Origin of the sequence: Streptomyces sp. NPDC090499, from assembly GCF_044769305.1 — a bacterium.
Taxonomy (GTDB): domain Bacteria; phylum Actinomycetota; class Actinomycetes; order Streptomycetales; family Streptomycetaceae; genus Streptomyces.
In genome coordinates this window covers 44,466-63,540 of the sequence record NZ_JBIVXP010000026.1, presented here as the reverse complement: position 1 = coordinate 63,540, position 19,075 = coordinate 44,466, and the positions used below count along the sequence as shown (strand labels likewise).

General features: G+C 72.1%; 14 protein-coding genes. 9 read left to right on the top strand and 5 right to left on the bottom strand.

What is annotated here, in order from left to right:
* Positions 1 to 49: 49 nt before the first annotated feature.
* Complete coding sequence (gene meaB / locus ACIQVL_RS46760) at positions 50 to 1,006, bottom strand: methylmalonyl Co-A mutase-associated GTPase MeaB (protein WP_403478615.1); 957 nt, start codon at positions 1,004 to 1,006, stop codon at positions 50 to 52.
* A 58-nt stretch (positions 1,007 to 1,064) separates the two neighbouring features.
* Positions 1,065 to 2,270: an acetyl-CoA C-acetyltransferase gene (locus ACIQVL_RS46755; RefSeq protein ID WP_403478614.1), complete on the bottom strand. Its 1,206-nt coding sequence runs from the start codon at positions 2,268 to 2,270 to the stop codon at positions 1,065 to 1,067.
* A 149-nt stretch (positions 2,271 to 2,419) separates the two neighbouring features.
* On the opposite strand from ACIQVL_RS46755, the gene mce reads away from it, so the two are divergent.
* From mce to ACIQVL_RS46720, 7 genes are all read left to right on the top strand, one after another.
* Positions 2,420 to 2,860, top strand: a complete 441-nt coding sequence (gene mce / locus ACIQVL_RS46750) for a methylmalonyl-CoA epimerase (RefSeq protein ID WP_093499037.1) — start codon at positions 2,420 to 2,422, stop codon at positions 2,858 to 2,860.
* Between the two features lie 222 nt (positions 2,861 to 3,082).
* Complete coding sequence (scy, locus tag ACIQVL_RS46745; RefSeq protein WP_403444345.1) at positions 3,083 to 6,931, top strand: polarized growth protein Scy; 3,849 nt, start codon at positions 3,083 to 3,085, stop codon at positions 6,929 to 6,931.
* A gap of 195 nt (positions 6,932 to 7,126) precedes the next feature.
* The gene (locus tag ACIQVL_RS46740; RefSeq protein WP_393809627.1) at positions 7,127 to 8,062 is read left to right on the top strand and encodes a cellulose-binding protein; all 936 of its coding nucleotides are present in this window, start codon (positions 7,127 to 7,129) and stop codon (positions 8,060 to 8,062) included.
* Between the two features lie 233 nt (positions 8,063 to 8,295).
* Entirely contained in the window at positions 8,296 to 9,252 is a 957-nt protein-coding gene (locus ACIQVL_RS46735; RefSeq protein WP_403444342.1) for an ABC transporter ATP-binding protein, read from the top strand.
* A gap of 1 nt (position 9,253) precedes the next feature.
* Positions 9,254 to 10,030: an ABC transporter permease gene (locus tag ACIQVL_RS46730; RefSeq protein ID WP_403444340.1), complete on the top strand. Its 777-nt coding sequence runs from the start codon at positions 9,254 to 9,256 to the stop codon at positions 10,028 to 10,030.
* A 122-nt stretch (positions 10,031 to 10,152) separates the two neighbouring features.
* The gene (locus ACIQVL_RS46725) at positions 10,153 to 11,406 is read left to right on the top strand and encodes an ABC transporter ATP-binding protein (protein ID WP_403444337.1); all 1,254 of its coding nucleotides are present in this window, start codon (positions 10,153 to 10,155) and stop codon (positions 11,404 to 11,406) included.
* Positions 11,403 to 12,284, top strand: coding sequence for an ABC transporter permease (locus ACIQVL_RS46720; RefSeq protein WP_403444334.1), 882 nt, complete (start codon positions 11,403 to 11,405; stop codon positions 12,282 to 12,284). The genes ACIQVL_RS46725 and ACIQVL_RS46720 overlap by 4 nt, the downstream gene beginning before the upstream one ends.
* Positions 12,285 to 12,350: 66 nt before the next feature.
* Here ACIQVL_RS46720 and ACIQVL_RS46715 read toward each other — a convergent pair whose 3' ends face one another.
* A complete protein-coding gene (locus tag ACIQVL_RS46715; RefSeq protein ID WP_391381604.1) occupies positions 12,351 to 12,692 on the bottom strand; it encodes an ATP/GTP-binding protein in 342 nt (113 codons plus the stop codon).
* A gap of 223 nt (positions 12,693 to 12,915) precedes the next feature.
* On the opposite strand from ACIQVL_RS46715, the gene ACIQVL_RS46710 reads away from it, so the two are divergent.
* Positions 12,916 to 13,944: an LLM class flavin-dependent oxidoreductase gene (locus ACIQVL_RS46710; protein ID WP_403444332.1), complete on the top strand. Its 1,029-nt coding sequence runs from the start codon at positions 12,916 to 12,918 to the stop codon at positions 13,942 to 13,944.
* Between the two features lie 103 nt (positions 13,945 to 14,047).
* Here ACIQVL_RS46710 and ACIQVL_RS46705 read toward each other — a convergent pair whose 3' ends face one another.
* Positions 14,048 to 14,440 carry an SCO5389 family protein gene (locus tag ACIQVL_RS46705; protein ID WP_403478613.1) on the bottom strand — a complete coding sequence of 131 codons (393 nt, stop codon included), beginning with the start codon at positions 14,438 to 14,440 and terminating at the stop codon, positions 14,048 to 14,050.
* A 328-nt stretch (positions 14,441 to 14,768) separates the two neighbouring features.
* Here ACIQVL_RS46705 and nucS point away from each other — a divergent pair, with 328 nt between their 5' ends.
* Positions 14,769 to 15,440, top strand: coding sequence for an endonuclease NucS (nucS, locus tag ACIQVL_RS46700; protein WP_403444329.1), 672 nt, complete (start codon positions 14,769 to 14,771; stop codon positions 15,438 to 15,440).
* 811 nt (positions 15,441 to 16,251) lie between these two features.
* Here the strand turns inward: nucS and ACIQVL_RS46695 are convergent.
* Positions 16,252 to 18,786, bottom strand: coding sequence for an ATP-binding protein (locus tag ACIQVL_RS46695; RefSeq protein WP_403478612.1), 2,535 nt, complete (start codon positions 18,784 to 18,786; stop codon positions 16,252 to 16,254).
* Between the last annotated feature and the right edge of the window lie 289 nt (positions 18,787 to 19,075).

The following is a 19,075-nucleotide window of genomic DNA, read 5'->3' as shown; positions in this document are numbered from 1 at the left end:
CAACCCCCACCGGCCCGTGGGCGGGCGACGGCCCACGCCCCTACGGCGACTAGCCCTCCGTCAGGCCCGAGACCAGCTCGTCCGCCGCGCGGTAGGGATCCAGCTCGCCGGCCACGATGCGCTCCGCGAGCGCGCCGAGATGCCGGTCGCCGTGGAGGTCGGCGATGCGTGCACGCAGGGCCGTGACCGCGATGGTCTCGACCTCGCGGGAGGCGCGGGCCAGGCGGCGCTCCGCCAGGACACCCCGTTCCTCCATCCAGGCGCGGTGCTTCTCCAGGGCTTCCACCAGTTCGTCGATGCCCTCCGCGCGCGCGGCGACCGTCTTGACGATCGGGGGCCGCCAGTCGCCGGGGCCGCGGGACTCGCCGAGGCCCAGCATGTGGTTCAGCTCGCGGGCCGTGGCGTCGGCACCGTCCCGGTCCGCCTTGTTGACGACGTAGACGTCGCCGATCTCCAGGATGCCGGCCTTGGCCGCCTGGATGCCGTCGCCCATGCCGGGGGCCAGCAGCACCACGCTGGTGTCCGCCTGGGAGGCGATCTCCACCTCCGACTGGCCCACCCCGACGGTCTCGACGAGGATCACGTCGCAGCCGGCCGCGTCCAGGACGCGGATGGCCTGGGGGGCCGACCAGGCGAGGCCGCCCAGGTGGCCCCGCGTCGCCATCGAGCGGATGTAGACGCCGGCGTCGGACGCGTGGTCGGACATCCGGACCCGGTCGCCGAGCAGGGCGCCCCCCGAGAAGGGGGACGACGGGTCGACGGCCAGCACGCCGACCCGTTTGCCCTGTTTGCGATAGGCGGTCACGAGCGCCGAGGTGGAGGTCGACTTGCCGACGCCGGGAGAGCCGGTCAGGCCCACCACGTAGGCGTTGCCCGTCAGCGGCGCGAGTGCCGCCATGACCTCCCTGAGCTGCGGGGACGCCCCCTCCACCAGGGAGATCAGGCGGGCCACCGCACGCGGTCGGCCCTCCCTGGCCTGGGCCACCAGTGAGGAGACGTCCTGCATCACAGCTCCGTTCACTCCGTTCGCTGCCGTTCGCTTGCGTTCGCTCGGCGAAAGGTACTCAGGCCTTCGGTACCCGCACGATCAGCGCGTCACCCTGACCGCCGCCACCGCACAGCGCGGCCGCGCCGACCCCGCCGCCCCGGCGCCTGAGCTCCAGGGCCAGGTGCAGGACGAGCCGGGCGCCGGACATGCCGATGGGGTGGCCCAGGGCGATGGCTCCGCCGTTCACGTTCACCTTTTCGGTGGTCACCCCGAGGTCCTTCATTGACTGGACGGCGACGGCGGCGAAGGCCTCGTTGATCTCGATGAGGTCCAGGTCGCCGACCTCCAGGCCCTCCTTCTTCAGGGCGTGGTTGATGGCGTTCGACGGCTGGGACTGGAGCGAGTTGTCCGGTCCGGCCACGTTGCCGTGGGCGCCGATCTCGGCGAGCCACTGCAGGCCCAGCTCCTCGGCCTTGGCCTTGCTCATCACGACCACGGCCGCCGCACCGTCGGAGATCTGCGAGGAGCTGCCGGCGGTGATCGTGCCGTCCTTCGTGAACGCCGGGCGGAGCCTGCCCAGCGACTCCACCGTGGTGTCGCCGCGGATGCCCTCGTCCTTGCTGAAGACGACCGGCTCGCCCTTGCGCTGCGGGATCTCGACCGGGGTGATCTCGGCCTCGAAGATCCCGTTCTTCTGGGCGGCGGCGGCCCGCTGGTGGGACAGCGCGGCCACCGCGTCCTGCTCCTCGCGGCCGAGGCCGAGGCGGGTGTTGTGCTTCTCGGTCGACTCGCCCATCGGGATGTTCTCCCAGGCGTCGGTCAGGCCGTCGTACGCCATCGCGTCGAGCATCTCGATCGAGCCGTACTTGAAGCCCTCACGGGACTTCGGGAGCAGGTGCGGGGCGTTGGTCATGGACTCCTGGCCGCCCGCGACCACGATGTCGAACTCGCCGGCGCGGATCAGCTGGTCCGCCAGCGCGATGGCGTCGAGACCGGAGAGGCACACCTTGTTGACCGTGAGCGCCGGGACGCTCATCGGGATGCCGGCCTTCACGGCGGCCTGGCGGGCCGGGATCTGCCCGGTGCCGGCCTGGAGCACCTGCCCCATGATCACGTACTGCACCTGGTCGCCCCCGATCCCCGCACGGTCGAGGGCGGCCTTGATCGCGAAGCCGCCGAGGTCGGCTCCGGAGAAGGACTTCAGCGAGCCCAGCAGTCGTCCCATGGGCGTCCGCGCGCCCGCGACGATCACCGAGGTGGTTCCAGAGGTTCCAGAAGTCATGAGCTGCGAATCCCCTTACCGGCTGCACTGCCGAGGAGTGAACGAGGGTTTACTTCGAATGTATTGCGTGGCACTCCGTGCCGTCATCGGGCCGTCAGTGTGATCGCTGGCACGTTGCGTAACCATCGCCGTGGCGCTGCACTGAATCCATGCTGACGCGAATCGACCACATCGGGATCGCCTGCCACGACCTCGACGCGACCGTCGAGTTCTACCGGGCCACGTACGGCTTCGAGGTGTTCCACACCGAGGTCAACGAGGAGCAGGGCGTGCGCGAGGCCATGCTCAAGATCAACGAGACGTCCGACGGCGGCGCCTCCTACCTGCAGCTTCTCGAACCGACCCGGGAGGACTCGGCGGTCGGCAAGTGGCTCGCGAAGAACGGCGAGGGGGTCCACCACATCGCCTTCGGTACGGCGGATGTGGACGGGGACGCGGCCGACATCCGGTCCAAGGGCGTACGCGTTCTGTACGAGGAGCCACGGATCGGCTCCATGGGGTCGCGGATCACCTTCCTGCACCCCAAGGATTGCCACGGCGTACTGACAGAACTGGTCACTTCGGCGGCTGTTGAGTCACCTGAGCACTGACCCTCGTACATATGGGCCGGTAGGGTTGGGGGCGGTCGTCCCTTCGCACGTTCGCAGGGCCGGGGCGGCCGCATGCCGGGGTCCGGGTTTCGGGGGACGAGCGTCGGGGCAGCAGCCCGTGCTCCGCCGTTGATCTGACACCATTCCCCGGGGGCCCCGTTCGGCGGATGGACGGAGCTCGTTCGGAGAAGGTTGCGACCAGGGGACGGATGGGACCGCGCAGTGCGGGGCTACGAGAGCCAGGAGCGAGAGCCGGCGGCTGACGTCGACCACCTCTCTCGGTTCGAGGCCGAGATGAAACGGCTGAAGACCGAGCGGGAAAAGGCGATCCAGCATGCCGAGGACCTCGGCTACCAGGTCGAGGTGCTGCGCGCCAAGCTGCACGAGGCGCGGCGCACCATCATGTCCCGGCCCGCGTTCGACGGCGGTGACATCGGCTACCACGCCGAGCAGCTGCTGCGGAACGCCCAGGTGCAGGCCGACCAGATCCGCCAGGAGGCGGAGCGGGTGGCCGCGGAGGCCCGCGCGCAGACGCAGCGCATCCTCCAGGAGCACGCCGAGCAGGCCGCGCGGCTCCAGGCCGAGCTGCACCAGGAGGCGGTGACCCGCCGCCAGCAGCTGGACCAGGAGCTGGCCGAGCGCCGGCAGACCGTCGAGTCGCACGTCAACGAGAACGTGTCGTGGGCCGAGCAGCTGCGCGCCCGCACCGAGTCGCAGGCCCGCAGGCTGCTGGACGAGTCCCGCGCCGAGGCCGAGCAGGCCATGAGCGCCGCCCGCGCCGAGGCCGAGCGGATCGCCACCGAGGCCCGCCAGCGGGTGACCAGCGACGCCGAGGCGGCCCGCGCAGAGGCCGAGCAGCTGCTGCTGCGCGCCCGCCGGGACGCCGAGCGGCTGCTGAACGCCGCGTCCACGCAGGCGCAGGAGGCCACCGACCACGCGGAGCAGCTGCGCAGCTCCACCGCGACGGAGTCGGACAGCGCCCGCCGGCAGGCCGGTGAGCTGAGCCGGGCCGCCGAGCAGCGGATGGCGGAGGCCGAGGAGGCGCTGCGCAAGGCGCAGTCCGAGGCGGAGAAGCTGGTCACCGAGGCCGAGGCGAACGCCACGAAGGCCCTCTCCAGCGCCGAGGCCACCAACCAGCAGCGCACCCAGACGGCCAAGGAGCAGGTCGCCCGGCTGGTCAGCGAGGCCACCAAGGAGGCCGAGGCCACCAAGGCGAGCGCCGAGCAGGTCGTCGCGGACGCCCGCGCCGAGGCCGAGAAGATCATCGCGGAGGCCTCCGAGAAGGCCCGCAGCCTCACCGCCGAGGAGAGCGCCTCCCAGCTGGCGAAGGCCGCCAAGACCGCCGAGGACGTCCTGAACCGGGCGTCCGAGGAGGCCAAGCAGACCACCAAGGCCGCCGCCGAGGAGGCCGAGCGGATCCGCACCGAGGCGGAGACCGAGGCCGACCGGCTGCGCGCCGAGGCGCACGACATCGCCGAGCAGCTGAAGGGCACGGCGAAGGACGACACCAAGGAGTACCGCGCCAAGACGGTCGAGCTGCAGGAGGAGGCCCGTCGGCTGCGCGGCGAGGCCGAGCAGCTGCGGTCCGACGCGGTCGCCGAGGGCGAGTCGATCCGCGCCGAGGCCCGGCGCGAGGCCGTGCAGCAGATCGAGGAGGCGGCCAAGTCCGCCGAGGAGCTGCTCGCCAAGGCCAAGGCCGACGCCGACGAGCTGCGGCAGACCGCGACCACGGACAGCGAGAAGGTCCGCACCGAGGCCATCGAGCGCGCCACCACGCTGCGCCGGCAGGCCGAGGAGACCCTGGAGCGCACCCGCCAGGAGGCCGAACGGCTCCGCGCGGAGGCCCAGGAGCAGTCCGAGCAGATGCAGGCCGACGCCGAGCGGGCCGCGGCCGAGATGCGCGCGGAGACCGAACGGGGCGTCGAGGCCCGGCGCGCGGAGGCCGCCGACGAGCTGACCCGTCTGCACACCGAGGCCGAGGACCGGCTCGCCGGCGCCGACCAGGCGCTGACCGAGGCGCGTGAGGAGTCCGGCCGGATCCGCCGGGAGGCCGCCGAGGAGACCGACCGACTGCGCGGCGAGGCCGCCGAGCGGATCCGTACCCTCCAGCAGCAGGCCGAGACCGAGGCGGAGCGGCTGCGTGACGAGGCCGCCGCCGACGCCTCCGCGTCCCGCGCGGAGGGCGAGACCATCGCCGTACGGCTGCGGTCCGAGGCCGCGGCCGAGGCGGAGCGGCTCAAGCAGGAGGCCCAGGACACCGCCGACCGGGTCCGCGCCGAGGCGCAGGCGGCGGCCGAGCGGCTGTCCACCGAGGCGTCCGAGACGCTGGCCGCCGCCCAGGAGGAGGCCACCCGGCGGCGCCGGGAGGCCGAGGAGCTGCTCGGTTCCGCCCGCCAGGAGGCCGACCAGGAGCGCGAGCGGGCCCGCGAGCAGAGCGAGGACCTGCTGGCCCAGGCCCGCAACCGGGTCGAGGAGGCGCAGGCCGAGGCGGTACGGCTGGTCGAGGAGGCGGACCGGCGGGCCACCGAGATGGTGTCGGCCGCCGAGCTCCACGCCCAGCAGGTGCGGGACTCCGTCTCCGGGCTGCACGAGCAGGCGCAGGAGGAGATCACCGGGCTGCGCTCGGCCGCCGAGCACGCCGCGGACCGCACCCGGCGGGAGGCCGAGGAGGAGTCCGACCGGGTCCGCGCCGACGCCTACTCCGAGCGGGAGCGGGCCAGCGAGGACGCCAGCCGGATCCGGCGCGAGGCGGCCGAGGCGTCCGAGGCGGCGAAGTCGCTCGCCGAGCGGACCGTCGCCGACGCGATGACCGAGTCGGAGCGGCTGCGGTCCGAGGCGGCGGCGCACGCCCAGCGGGTGCGCACCGAGGCCTCCGACGCCGTCGCCCAGGCGGACCAGGACGCCACGCGCACGCGTGCCGAGGCGCGTGAGGACGCCAACCGGATGCGTTCGGACGCGGCGGGCCAGGCCGACGCCCTCATCACCGAGGCGCGCAACGAGGCCGAGCGGCTGCAGAGCGAGACCATCGCCGAGGCCGACCGGGTCCGCGCCGACGCCATCGCCAAGGCGGAGAAGCTGATCTCGGACGCCACCGGCGACGCGGAGCGGCTGCGGGCCGAGGCCGCCGAGACGGTCGGCTCCGCCCAGCTGCACGCCGACCGGACGCGGGCCGATTCCGAGCGGCTCAAGGCGGACGCGGAGGCCGAGGCCGAGCGGATGCTGAACGCCGCCCGCGAGGAGGCCGACCGCACCCTCGACGAGGCCCGCCAGGATGCCAACAGGCGCCGTCAGGACGTGGCCGAGCAGGTCGACACGCTCATCAACGAGACGACCGCCGAGGCCGACAAGCTGCTCACCGAGGCGCAGCAGCAGGCGATGAAGACCACCGCGGACGCCGAGTCGCAGGCCGACACCATGGTGGGCGCGGCCCGCAAGGAGGCCGACCGGCTGGTGTCCGAGGCCACGGTCGAGGGCAACGCGCGGGTGGAGAAGTCCCGTACGGACGCGGACGAGCTGCTGGTCGGCGCCCGCCGGGACGCCACCGCCATAAGGGAGCGGGCGGAGGAGCTGCACGAGCGCATCACCACCGAGATCGAGGAGCTGCACGAGCGGGCCCGCCGCGAGGCCGCCGAGACCATGAAGTCGACCGGCGACCGCTGTGACGCACTCATCAAGGCCGCCGAGGAGCAGCTCGCCAAGGCCCAGGCCAAGGCCAAGGACCTGGTCTCGGAGGCGAACTCGGAGGCGGGCAAGGTCCGGATCGCCGCCGTCAAGAAGGCCGAGGGGCTGCTCAAGGAGGCCGAGCAGAAAAAGGCCACGCTGGTCCGGGAGGCCGAGGAACTCAAGGCCGAGGCGATCCGCGAGGCCCGCCGCACGGTCGAGGAGGGAAAGCGCGAACTGGAGATCCTGGAGCGCCGGCGGGAGAACATCAACGGCGAGATCTCCCGTGTCCAGGACGTCCTGGAGGCGTTGGAATCCTTCGAAACGCCGTCGGCCGGCAAGGACGGCGGGGTCAAGGCGGGCAGTACGGTGGGTGCGCCCCGTTCGGGTGGCAAGGCGTCAGAGGGCTAGAGACCGGGGCCGGTTCTGTAGTGTTCTGAGGCTTTTGATTAAATCTGCGGCAGAGGCTTTGGCAAGCGATCTCACAGCTAGCCACTCAAAAGGGGTGTCATTCTCCAGATCAAACACGTATCCGCTCGATGACACACCGCTTCGGCCCCTAGGATTCCCCCTATCACCTCACCGGTCTCTTTCGACAGGAACCCCATGAGCGACACTTCCCCCTACGGCTTCGAGCTAGTGCGGCGTGGGTACGACCGCGCTCAGGTGGACGAACGGATCTCCAAGCTCGTCTCCGACCGTGACAGCGCTCTCGCCCGCATCACCGCTCTGGAAAAGCGCATCGAGGAGCTCCACCTCGAGACGCAGAACGCCCAGGCTCAGGTAACCGACGCGGAGCCGTCGTACGCCGGCCTCGGCGCGCGTGTCGAGAAGATCCTCCGCCTCGCCGAGGAGGAGGCGAAGGACCTGCGCGAGGAGGCCCGGCGCGCGGCCGAGCAGCACCGCGAGCTCGCCGAGTCGGCGGCCCAGCAGGTGCGCAACGACGCAGAATCGTTCGCTGCGGAGCGCAAGGCCAAGGCCGAGGACGAGGGCGTCCGGATCGTCGAGAAGGCCAAGAGTGACGCCTCGCAGCTGCGCTCCGAGGCCCAGAAGGACGCGCAGTCCAAGCGCGAGGAGGCGGACGCCCTCTTCGAGGAGACCCGCGCGAAGGCCGCCCAGGCCGCTGCCGACTTCGAGACGAACCTCGCGAAGCGCCGCGAGCAGTCCGAGCGTGACCTGGCGTCCCGCCAGCAGAAGGCCGAGAAGCGCCTCGCGGAGATCGAGCACCGTGCGGAGCAGCTGCGTCTCGAGGCCGAGAAGCTGCGCACCGACGCGGAGCGCCGTGCCCGCCAGACCGTCGAGACGGCGCAGCGCCAGGCCGAGGACATCGTTGCGGACGCGAACGCCAAGGCCGACCGGATCCGCTCGGAATCCGAGCGTGAGCTGGCCGCGCTGACCAACCGCCGCGACAGCATCAACGCCCAGCTGACCAACGTCCGCGAGATGCTGGCGACGCTGACGGGGGCGGCGGTGGCTGCCGCCAGCTCGCCGACCGAGGACGAGCCGATCTCCCGTGGGGTTCCGGCGCAGCAGTCCCGGTAAGCGCCGGTTGCCATAACGAGGGTCCGCATCCTTTCGGGGTGCGGGCCTTCGTCGTTCGGCCGCGGGCCCGGTGGGGGTTGTTCGCGCAGTTCCCCGCGCCCCTAAAAGAAGAGGGACGCTGCAGCGAGCGCCCCTTCAGGGGCGCGGGGAACTGCGCGACCAGCCCCCACGGCGCTGCACCCGGCCACGCCGCTCGGGTGGCACCCCCGGTGAGCCCGCCCTAGCGTGGCCGCATGATCGAGCTGGCGGGCCTGACCAAGCGCTACGGCGACAAGACGGCGGTCGACGACCTCACGTTCACCGTCAGACCCGGCATCGTGACCGGGTTCCTCGGGCCCAACGGTGCCGGGAAGTCCACGACCATGCGGATGATCCTCGGGCTCGACCACCCCACGGCGGGCCGGGTGCGGATCGACGGCAAGCGGTACGAGCAGCTGAAGGACCCGCTGACGTACATCGGGGCGCTGCTCGATGCGAAGGCCGTGCACGGCGGGCGCAGCGCCTTCAACCACCTGCTCTGCCTCGCGCAGAGCAACGGGATCCCGCGGGCGCGGGTGGCCGAGGTCCTCGACACCGTCGGGCTGACGGCGGTGGCGCGGAAGAAGGCCAAGGGGTTCTCGCTCGGGATGGGGCAGCGGCTCGGGATCGCGGGGGCGCTGCTCGGCGATCCGCGGATCCTGATGTTCGACGAGCCGGTCAACGGGCTCGACCCCGAGGGCATCCACTGGATCCGGACCCTGATGAAGACCCTGGCCGCCCAGGGCCGGACCGTGTTCGTGTCGTCCCATCTGATGAGCGAGATGGCGCTGACCGCCGACCATCTGGTGGTCATCGGGCAGGGGCGGCTGCTCGCCGACACCTCCATGGCGGACTTCATCCGGACGAACTCTCGGTCGTACGTACGGGTCCGCTCCCCGCAGCGCGAGCGGCTGCTCGACGTGCTGCACGGGGCCGGGATCACCGTCGTCGAGACGGGGACCGGCACCCTGGAGGTGGAGGGCGGGAAGGCCGAGCCGATCGGGGAGCTGGCGGCGCAGAACGGGATCGTGCTGCACGAGCTGAGCATCCAGCAGGCCTCGCTCGAGGAGGCGTTCATGCAACTGACGGCGGAGTCCGTGGAGTACCACGCGCACGCCGACTCGCCCCCGGTGCCGCAGGCCTGGGGCACCGGCTGGGAAAAGGGAGCGTGAGATGGCCGTCGTCACCCAGGTCGTACGGTCCGAGTGGACCAAGATCCGGTCCGTCGCCTCGACGGTGTGGACGCTGTCGCTGGCCGTGGTGGTCACGGTGGCCCTCGGGATGCTGCTCTCCGGGCTCGCGAACAGCCAGTTCTCCAACATGCCCGCCCGTGAACGGCTCTCCTTCGACCCGACGAACATCAGCTTCGCCGGGATGACCCTCGGCCAACTGGCGATGATCGTGTTCGGGGTGCTCGTCGTGTCGAACGAGTACAGCACCGGCATGATCAGGGTCTCGCTGGCCGCGGTCCCGCAGCGGGCCACCTTCCTGTTCAGCAAGGTCGCGGTGGCGGCCGGCCTGGTGCTGGTGGTCGGCATGGTGACCAGCTTCGCCGCCTTTTTCCTCGGGCAGGCCATGCTCGGCTCGCACCGGGCCCACCTCGGCGACCCCGGGGTGCTGCGCGCGGTCGTCGGCGGCGGGCTCTACATGACGCTGATCGCGATGTTCTCCATGGGCGTGGCCGCGATGCTGCGCTCGCCGATGCTGTCGCTGGGCATCCTGATGCCGTTCTTCTTCCTGATCTCCAACATCCTCGGCAACGTCGACGCGACCAAGAAGATCGGCCGGTTCCTGCCGGACCAGGCGGGCAGCCACATCATGCAGGTGGTGCCGAGGGTCGGCGACGACGTCCCCTACGGCCCCTGGGGCGGGCTCGGGATCATGGGCCTGTGGGTGATCGCCGCGCTGGCGGGCGGGTACGTCCTGCTGAAGCGGCGCGACGCCCAGTGACCGGTCCCGCCCGGCCGAGACTTTGCTTGCTCTTGGCCGGAACCGTCAGCTCCCCGATATCCTCCTAACCCTTACGGGGGGCGTCTGCCCCGCTGTCCTGATCCTTTCGATGGGTGCGGAGCATGATCGAGGCTGTCGGCCTGACCAAGCGCTACGGCGACAAGACCGCCGTGTACAACCTTTCCTTCCAGGTACGACCCGGAGCCGTGACCGGCTTTCTCGGGCCGAACGGCTCGGGCAAGTCGACGACCATGCGGATGATCCTGGGCCTGGACAACCCGACCGCCGGCTCGGTGACGATCGGCGGCTTCCCCTACCGCAAGCTCCCGAACGCCGCCCGCCAGGTCGGCGCGCTGCTCGACGCCAAGGCGGTGCACGGCGGCCGGTCCGCCCGCAACCACCTGCTGTCGCTGGCCCAGCTGTCCGCCATCCCGGCCCGCCGGGTCGACGAGGTACTCGGCGTGGTGGGCCTCCAGGACGTGGCCGGAAAGCGCTCCAAGGGCTTCTCGCTCGGCATGGGCCAGCGCCTCGGCATCGCCGCCGCGCTGCTCGGCGACCCCCAGGTGCTGCTCTTCGACGAGCCGGTCAACGGCCTCGACCCCGAGGGCATCCTCTGGGTGCGCAACCTGATGAAGTCCCTCGCCGCGGAGGGCCGTACGGTCTTCGTCTCGTCCCACCTGATGAGCGAGATGGCGCTGACCGCCGACCACCTCATCGTCATCGGCCGGGGCCAGCTGCTCGCCGACATGAGTGTGACGGACTTCATTTCGGCCAACTCCGCCGACTTCGCACGGGTGCGCACCCCGGACACCGAGCCGCAGCTGCGCGAGAAGCTCAGCTCGGCGCTGACCGAGGCCGGCGGCCACGTCCTGCCCGAGCAGGACGGGGCGCTCAGGGTGACCGGGCTGCCGCTGCCCCGGATCAGCGACCTCGCGCACGAGGCGGACGTACGGCTGTGGGAGCTGTCCCCGCACCAGGCCTCGCTGGAAGAGGCGTACATGCGGATGACGCAGGGCGCCGTGGACTACCGGTCCTCCATCGACCAGAAGGTGGGCCTCCAGCAGCCGCTGCCGCCGGGCGCCCAGCCGCCGATGCCGGTGCCCGGACAGGGCCAGCCCGGCTGGTACGCCCCGCCGCCGCCCCAGCAGGGCGGCCGGCCGTTCGCGGGGCCGTACGCGGCACCGGGGGCGCCCGCCGCGCCCGGGAGCGGGTACGGCGCCCCGCAGGGTCCCTACGGGCCGCCGCAGGCCGCTCCGAACCCCTACGCGCCGCCGACGCCGGCCCCGGCGGCCGCTCCTCCCGCCCCGGCCCCTGCCGCCACTCCTGCCCCCGCCTCCGCCCCCGCCGACCTGACCAAGCCCGAGGACGCCCGATGAGCACCCACCAGCCTCCGCTGCCGCAGGCCGCCCCGTCCGCGCCCGACTGGCAGGCGGCGCCCGGCGGCCCGTACCCCGGCTACGTCTCGCCGATCCCGGTGGTGCGCACCCACCTCGGGCACGCCATCGCCTCGGAGTGGACGAAGATCAGGTCCGTGCGGTCGACGATCTGGACCCTCGGCGTCTTCGTCCTCCTGGTCGTCGGCATCGGCCTCCTGGCCGGCGCGGTGGTCAGCAACTCCTCGTCGTCCGACGACCTGTCCAGCGAGAGCGCGCTGTCGCTCGGCTTCTTCGGCCTGCTGCTCGGCAGCATGTGCATCATGACGCTCGGCGTCCTGACGACCGCCTCGGAGTACGGCACGGGAATGATCCGTACGACGATGGTGGCCTGCCCCTCCCGCGCGCGTGTGCTCGCGGCGAAGGCGATCGTCTTCTTCGCGGTCGCGTTCGTGATCACCCTCGCGGCCAGCGCGTTCGTGGCCATGACGCAGGTGTCGATGCTGAGCGACGTCGCCCGGACGCCGACCGCCGGGGAATGGCTGAAGGGAACCGTCGGCGTCAGCCTCTACATCGCGCTGCTCGGGCTGCTCTCGCTGGTCATCGGCTCGATCATCCGGCACTCGGCGGGTGCCATCACCATCATGATCGGCGCGGTGCTGGCCCCGCTGGTGATCGCGCTGTTCATGTTCTCGTCGTCGCTGGAGAAGGTGCGCACGGCCCTGTTCGAGTACTCGATCCCGAACCAGCTGAGCATCTTCTACTCCAACTCGCTCAGCGATTCCGGCCCTTCGGGCTGGGACCCGCTGTGGATCATCCTGGGCGTGACGGCCGTCGCGTTCGCCGGCGCCTACGCCCTGCTGGAGAAGCGGGACGTCTGACGGCGCTCCAGAACCTCGGCTCCAGAACCTCGGCTCCAGAACCTCGGCTCCAGAAGAACCTCGGCTCTAGAACTTCGGCGCGTTACGGGACCGCTGCACCCGCGTGGTGCGGCGGTCCTTCGCGTTCCAGCAGGCCTTGTGCCAGTGCCGGCGCTCGTCCACGCCCGAGTGCTCGGGCCAGGCCACGACGTGCGGGACGCCGGAGGCGATCACCTGGTCGCAGCCCGGACAGCGGTACGTCTTGCCGACCGCGCTGGCGCCGGCCACGTGCCGGACGCTCCACTCCTCGCCCTGCCAGCTCTCGGTGGACTGCCAGCCGCCGTAGCGGTCCGCGCGGTCGTCCTCGGCGCTCCGGCCGGACGAAGCCGCTCCGTTCGGGCCCTTGGGTCGGTTGCGACGCGGGGACACGGGACACCTCTCGGGGCTATACAGGAAGCATGGGCTGTGTCCAGCCTACGACGCGCGCACGGGGGTACGCGTAGGGCACGAACCCGCACAAGTCCCCCTCCAGGGCGACCCATTCTCCAGACAATCCGCAAATCTCTCCGCCAGGCCGTGTCCTCGGCACGTGTCAGACGGTTATGCCCGGTGGGGGAGCTCCGGGTCGGAGCCAGGAAAGCAGGAAGAAACGATGCGCGTAGGTAGTTTTGTGCTGGCCGCCCAGTTCCCGGGCCAGGGTCAGGGGGAAGCCCTGCACCGGGCGGTGCGCACGGCGGAGGTGGCCGAGGAGTCCGGTCTGGACGCGGTCTGGCTGGCCGAGCACCACTTCGTGCCGTACGGCACCTGCCCGTCGGCGGTCACGCTGGCGGCTTTACTGCTGGGTCGCACCCGGCGTCTGCGGGTCGGTACGGCGGTGAGCGTACTGCCGACCGTCCATCCGGTCGCCCTCGGCGAGCAGGCCGCACTGCTGCACGTGACGAGCGGCGGCCGCTTCACGCTCGGCGTGGGGCGGGGCGGGCCCTGGGTGGATCTGGAGGTCTTCGGATCGGGCCTGGAGGCGTACGAGCAGGGCTTCCCCGAATCACTCGATCTGCTGATGCGCTGGCTGCGCGAGCCGGCCGTGTCGGCCTCCGGGCCTCGCTTCTCGTTCCGTGAAGTCCCCGTCGTACCACGCCCGTCGGAGGCGCTGACGGAGGCGCCGGGGCCGGAGGTGGTGGTCGCCTGCACCTCCGCGGCGAGCATCCGGCTGGCCGCCGAGCGGGGGCTGCCGATGCTGCTCGGGATGCACGTCGGCGACGAGGAGAAGGCCGAGATGGTCGCGTTGTGGCGGCAGCATGCGCGGGCGGCCGGGCGGCCGGGCGACGAGATCACCGCGGCGGCCCATGTCTCGGCCGGCGTCTGCCAGATCGCGGACAGCCGCACCGACGCCGCGGAGACCCTGACCAAGGCGATGCCGGGCTGGCTGAAACAGGGTCTGGAGGCGCATGTGACGGTGGACGGCCGGTTCCGCTCCATGCGGGACCCGCTCGCGTACACCGAACTGCTCTGCGGACTCCACCCGGTGGGCACCCCGCGGCTGTGCGCCGACCGGCTCGCGGCGACCTCCGAGCGGACCGGCATCTCCCGTTTCGCCCTGCTGACCGAGGGCTCGGGGGACCTGGCGGCCACGGAGGAGAACGTACGACGGCTGGGTGCCGAGGTACTGCCGCACCTCCGGTGACCTCACCGCCGCGGGGAGCTTGCCGCCCCAGTGACTGATGCACCTCCCGCGTGTGGAGCGGCAAGCAAGCGGCTCACTGCGTCAGCAGGACCGACGCACGGCGTCAGCAGTCCCGCAGTTCCGGGGACTGGTTCAGCAGCTGGTTGCGCACAGAGGTGAAGCGGGCCAGCGTCTCGTCGACCGAGGCATCCAGCGGGAACACCGCCACACGGTGGCAGTTCTGGAAGGCCAGCCGCACACCGAAGTGCCGCTGCAGGGCGCCGCGTATGGCGTCACTCGCGAGCGCACGCAGCAGCTGGCCGCGCGCCCGCTCGTCCGGCGGGGGCGTCTGGTTGTCGGCGAACTCTCCGCCGTCCACCTTCAGCTGGGCCACCAGGGAGCTGATCATCTCCCATGCGTAAGGCAGGGAGGTCCGGACGCAGTCGACGAAATCTGCTTCGTCGACCTCGCCTCGCTCGGCCTGTTCGAGTAGGGCCGGTGAGACGTCGAGCGACATGGGTACTCCTCTCGCACCCCCGGACAGCAGGGGTTGGCGGACAGGTAAGGGAGTTCGCGATACCGAACACGCTGAGTACACAATCCGCGACCTCCCGGTTACTACGGTAGGCAACGGGCGGTGACCCCACCAGGAGATTGCGTATATGCGACGGTCCCTTTAGGCACACAATCGGCCAGGTTTGAACAGGCGTGTGCAGACGACTCTCCAGGACCGGTCGCAGGGGCGGTCCGCAGGCCGGTTCGGCCACCGCCCGGATGCCGCTGGGACGTCACTCGGATCCGGGCGAATCGCGTGGAGGGCGGCGCGTCGAGTAGCGTTGCCGACCATGCGTCTCGTCATCGCCCGGTGCTCCGTCGACTACGCCGGCCGGCTCACCGCCCACCTCCCGTCCGCCCCCCGTCTGATCCTGGTCAAGGCGGACGGCAGCGTCTCGATCCACGCCGACGACCGGGCCTACAAGCCCCTGAACTGGATGTCGCCGCCGTGCACCCTCAAGGAGGGGACGGGTGACGAGGCCGGCGTCTGGACCGTCATCAACAAGGCCGGCGAGAAGCTCATCATCACGATGGAGGAGGTCCTGCACGACTCCTCGCACGAGCTGGGCGTCGACCCGGGCCTGATCAAGGACGGCGTGGAAGCGCACCTGCAGGAGTTGCTGGCCGACCGTATCGAGACGCTCGGCGACGGCTACACGCTCATCCGGCGCGAGTACATGACGGCGATCGGCCCGGTGGACATCCTCTGCCGCGACGCCGAGGGCCAGACCGTGGCGATCGAGATCAAGCGCCGTGGCGAGATCGACGGCGTCGAACAGCTCACCCGCTACCTCGAACTCCTGAACCGCGACCCCCACCTCGCCCCGGTCCGGGGCATCTTCGCCGCCCAGGAGATCAAGCCCCAGGCCAAGGTCCTCGCCACCGACCGCGGCATCGGCTGCACCATCCTCGACTACGACGCCCTGCGCGGCATCGCGGACGACAAGCTGCGACTGTTCTGACCGGGGACCGACGCCCCTGAACGAGGCCGGCACACCAGGCCCTTCCTCCCCCGAGCCGACCAGTTGCGCGCCGCCCACCCCCGAACCGCCGCAACAGCACCCAGCCCCTACGACGGCGACCGGCGGCACCGGACCGGCCTGAGCCGGGTTCGGCACCGCCGGTTCACGCCGTCGTGGACGCGCACCGTCGCGGCGGGGTCGAGGGCCGACGCCCCTGAACGAGGCCGACACATCAGGCCCTAGCTGCCCCGAGCGGGCCAGTTGCGCGCCGCCCACCCCGAACCGCCGCAACAGCACCCAGCCCCCTACAACGGCGACCGGCGGCACCGGACCGGCCCGAGCCGGGCCCGGCACCGCCGGTTCACGCCGTCGTGGACGCGCACCGTCGCGGCGGGGTCGAGAGAGAGCCGACGCCCCTGAACGAGGCCGATACACCAGGCCTTTCCTACCCCGAGCGGGCCAGTTGCGCGCCGCCCGCCCCGAACCGCCGCGACGGCGCCAAGCCCCCTACAACGGCGACCGGCGGCACCGGACCGGCCTGAGCCGGGTTCGGCACCGCCGGTTCACGCCGTCGTGGACGCGCACCGTCGCGGCGGGGTCGAGCGAGGGCCGACGCCCCTGGACGAGGCCGACACATCAGGCCCTAGCTGCCCCGAGCGGGCCAGTTGCGCGCCGCCCGCCCCGAACCGCCGCGACGGCGCCAAGCCCCCTACGACGGCGACCGGCGGCACCGGACCGGCCTGAGCCGGGTTCGGCACCGCCGGTTCGCGTCATCGTGGTTGCGCGCCGTCGCGGCGGGGTGGGGTGAGGGTCAGATCAGGGTGCCGGTCGATGTTCCGGGGCTGATGCCCTCCGATCCGGAGGCGCTCGTCGCGACGCTCGGGGAGTCGGATGCCGGGCCGCTCGCCGAGTTGGAGGTGGTCGGCGTGTCGGACGGGCCCGTCGGCGTGACCGACGTCGAAACGCTCGGAGTCGGCGACCCGGACGACTTCGACGGGCTCGGTGATGCCGACTTCGAAGGCGAGGGGGACTTCGAGGGCGACGCCGACGGTGAGTGTGTCGTACCGCCCCCGGAGGACCCCTTCGTCCCCGAAGCCGAGGCCGAAGGCGTCTGTGTGTCGGAGGGCGGGGTCGGGTCGTCCGACGTGCCCAGGGTGCCGTCGGGGCCCGGGTCTGTCGGCTTGGCCGTCGTCGTGCCGGTGTTGCCCGTGCCCGGGGTCTGGCCGGGGTCGGCGCCCAGGCTGCCGTCGCCCGGGTCCTCGCTCGCCGAGGGGTTGACGCTCACGTTGTTGGACGGGTCGTCGGCGTTGTTGTTGGAGGTCATGCCGAGGGTGACCACGGTGCCCAGGACGGCCGTCAGGAGCACGCCCGCGCCCACCGCGACCAGGTTGCGGCGGGCCATGCGGATCAGGCCGCCCCCGCCGCCCCGGGACGGCGTCGGCTGCCCCGGGACGCGGTGCGTCACCAGCGTGTCGGAGACCGGCGAGTGCACCGCGGGGAAGGGCGTGGTGACGCCGCCGGCCGGGGATATGGACTCCTCGTGGCGGGCGTCGGGAATCTCGTCGCCCGCCATCGCGGCGGCCGGGATGACCTCGCCCGAGCGGTCGGCGACCAGGGCGAGGGCCCGTCGGCCGGCCGTCGTACCCCGCTTGTCGGAGAGCGCCCCGCGCAGCCCGATCGAGGCCTCCAGTTCGGCCCGCGCCCGGTCCAGCCAGCCGCCGCAGAGGGCGAACACGCCGAGTTCGTGGTGGAAGTAGGCCTGTTCGCCGACCTCACCGGCGAGGCGGGAGGCCTCGGCGCCGGCCCGCAGGGCGCGTTCCCAGGCGCTCCAGTGCAGCCCCGCCGCGAACGCGGGCGCGGCCGTGCGGGCCAGTCGTACCGGCGTGCTCTCCTCGTCCTGCGCCGGCGGCACCGTCTCGGGGACGACCACCGTCAGGGCGGCGAGGATCGCGTCGGACTCGGCGCAGACCCGCTCCGGGGTGACCGAGGGGTGCCCTGCCCACCAGCCGTAGTGCTGGGCGGCGGTGAGGGCCTGGGCCGTCGCGTCGTCGGCGTATCCGGCGGCCTCCAGCTGCTGCAGGACGCCCGCGGCGAGCCGGTAGCGGGAGCCCACCGGGGAGACCAGTCCGCAGCCCGCCAGTTCGCCGAGGGCCGCGTCCGCGTGGGTGTCGCCGACGAGGGCCGGCAGATGCGCCTGGTGCGGCACCTCGCCGCCGAGGGCGACCGCGAAGCGCAGGGTGGCGCGGGCGGAGGCGCTGAGCCGGGAGGCGAGCAGCGGGGCGGGTGCGGCGGCCTCGCCGAGGGACGGGAGCGGGACCTCGTCGGTCGCCTCGGTGTCGAAGGACGCCTCGACCGGAAGGTCGGAGAGCGCGGCGATGTCGGACAGTTCGGGCAGGTCGGCCGCGAAGACGCCGTACTCGTCGACGGCGCCCGTGCTGGCCCGCACCTGGTCGCGCTGGCGCAGCAGGGCGCCCGCCTGGACGAACCGCAGGGGCAGGCCCTCGGACTCGAACCAGAGGTCGCCGGCCCAGTTGGCCTCCTCCTCGGTGAGGACGCGGCCGACCGCGCGCTCCAGGATGTCGACGCCGCCGGCCCGGTCCAGGCCGTCGAGGAAGACCTCCTCGACGGCGGAGTCGGCGGAGGGCGCCGGCACCTCCGGGGTGGCGCCGATCAGGAAGGCGCACTCGGGGGTGGCGTCGATCAGTTCGTCGAGCCCGGTCCCGCCGAACTCGACGTCGTCGAGGACGACGACCGCGCCGATGTCCCGGACCAGGCCGAGGAGCTCGTCGTGGTCGGGGCGGTGCTCGGGGGCCTTGTAGACGGCGTGGAAGAGGTCGTGGAGCAGGTCCTCGTGGGTGCGGTGGAAGCCGTTGAGGCGGACCACGCCGTCGGGGGCGAGGTCGGAGCAGTCGTCGGCGACCAGGTCCAGGAGGGCGGTGCGGCCGGAGCCCGCGGGGCCGGTGAGGCGCACGGAGCGGCCGCGGGCCAGCAGCCGGACGAGCCGCTCGCGGTCGTCCTGACGTTCCAGGAGCGGCAGCTCGGGCTGGGCGGGGCCGGGTGGAACCGGCGGCCGGACGGCGCGCTCGTACTCGGCGCGCTCGGCGGCGGTCCGCTTCTCCGGTCCGGCGGGGCGGTCGGTCGGCGGGCAGGGTTCTATCTCGCTGCCGTCGACCGGATTGACGGTCAGCAGGAAGTCGCCGGCGACCAGCCGCGTGGTGCGGGCCGTCGCCGGCGCGCTCTGGCCGAAGTCGGTCGTGAGGGAATCCCTGGGCGGGCGCTGCTGGCGCGGCGTGCTGCCGTCACCGTCCTGGCCGTACCCCTCGGGTCCCGGGTTGATCGGGTCCATAGGTTCCTAGCCCCCCAAAAGCGTCGTGTGCCGTGAATACCGGCCCCTCCCGGCCTGTTGCACACCGCGCTGTCGCTTCTGGTCCGGGCCCGCGCTCGAAGGGTGGCAAGGGCGGCGGGCGACCGAACCTTAAACCTTCGCACAGTATCTACGACAGTCCGGGGTACCGCGCCGTCCGAGACATCACGGTCTCGTGAGGATTGCGTCTGACGTGCGCATGCGCACCGTCCGACCGGGTCACCCCCGTCGCCCGATTCACACCGGATGGCCGTGTCCCGAAGGTTCGCCT

Excerpts from the sequence above, each read along its gene's own strand:
- meaB (WP_403478615.1), bottom strand. The coding sequence starts at position 1,006 with ATGCAGGACGTCTCCTCACTGGTGGCCCAGGCCAGGGAGGGCCGACCG.
- ACIQVL_RS46755 (WP_403478614.1), bottom strand. The coding sequence starts at position 2,270 with ATGACTTCTGGAACCTCTGGAACCACCTCGGTGATCGTCGCGGGCGCG.
- mce (WP_093499037.1), top strand. The coding sequence starts at position 2,420 with ATGCTGACGCGAATCGACCACATCGGGATCGCCTGCCACGACCTCGAC.
- ACIQVL_RS46740 (WP_393809627.1), top strand. The coding sequence starts at position 7,127 with ATGAGCGACACTTCCCCCTACGGCTTCGAGCTAGTGCGGCGTGGGTAC.
- ACIQVL_RS46735 (WP_403444342.1), top strand. The coding sequence starts at position 8,296 with ATGATCGAGCTGGCGGGCCTGACCAAGCGCTACGGCGACAAGACGGCG.
- ACIQVL_RS46730 (WP_403444340.1), top strand. The coding sequence starts at position 9,254 with ATGGCCGTCGTCACCCAGGTCGTACGGTCCGAGTGGACCAAGATCCGG.
- ACIQVL_RS46725 (WP_403444337.1), top strand. The coding sequence starts at position 10,153 with ATGATCGAGGCTGTCGGCCTGACCAAGCGCTACGGCGACAAGACCGCC.
- ACIQVL_RS46720 (WP_403444334.1), top strand. The coding sequence starts at position 11,403 with ATGAGCACCCACCAGCCTCCGCTGCCGCAGGCCGCCCCGTCCGCGCCC.
- ACIQVL_RS46710 (WP_403444332.1), top strand. The coding sequence starts at position 12,916 with ATGCGCGTAGGTAGTTTTGTGCTGGCCGCCCAGTTCCCGGGCCAGGGT.
- ACIQVL_RS46705 (WP_403478613.1), bottom strand. The coding sequence starts at position 14,440 with ATGTCGCTCGACGTCTCACCGGCCCTACTCGAACAGGCCGAGCGAGGC.
- nucS (WP_403444329.1), top strand. The coding sequence starts at position 14,769 with ATGCGTCTCGTCATCGCCCGGTGCTCCGTCGACTACGCCGGCCGGCTC.
- ACIQVL_RS46695 (WP_403478612.1), bottom strand. The coding sequence starts at position 18,786 with ATGGACCCGATCAACCCGGGACCCGAGGGGTACGGCCAGGACGGTGAC.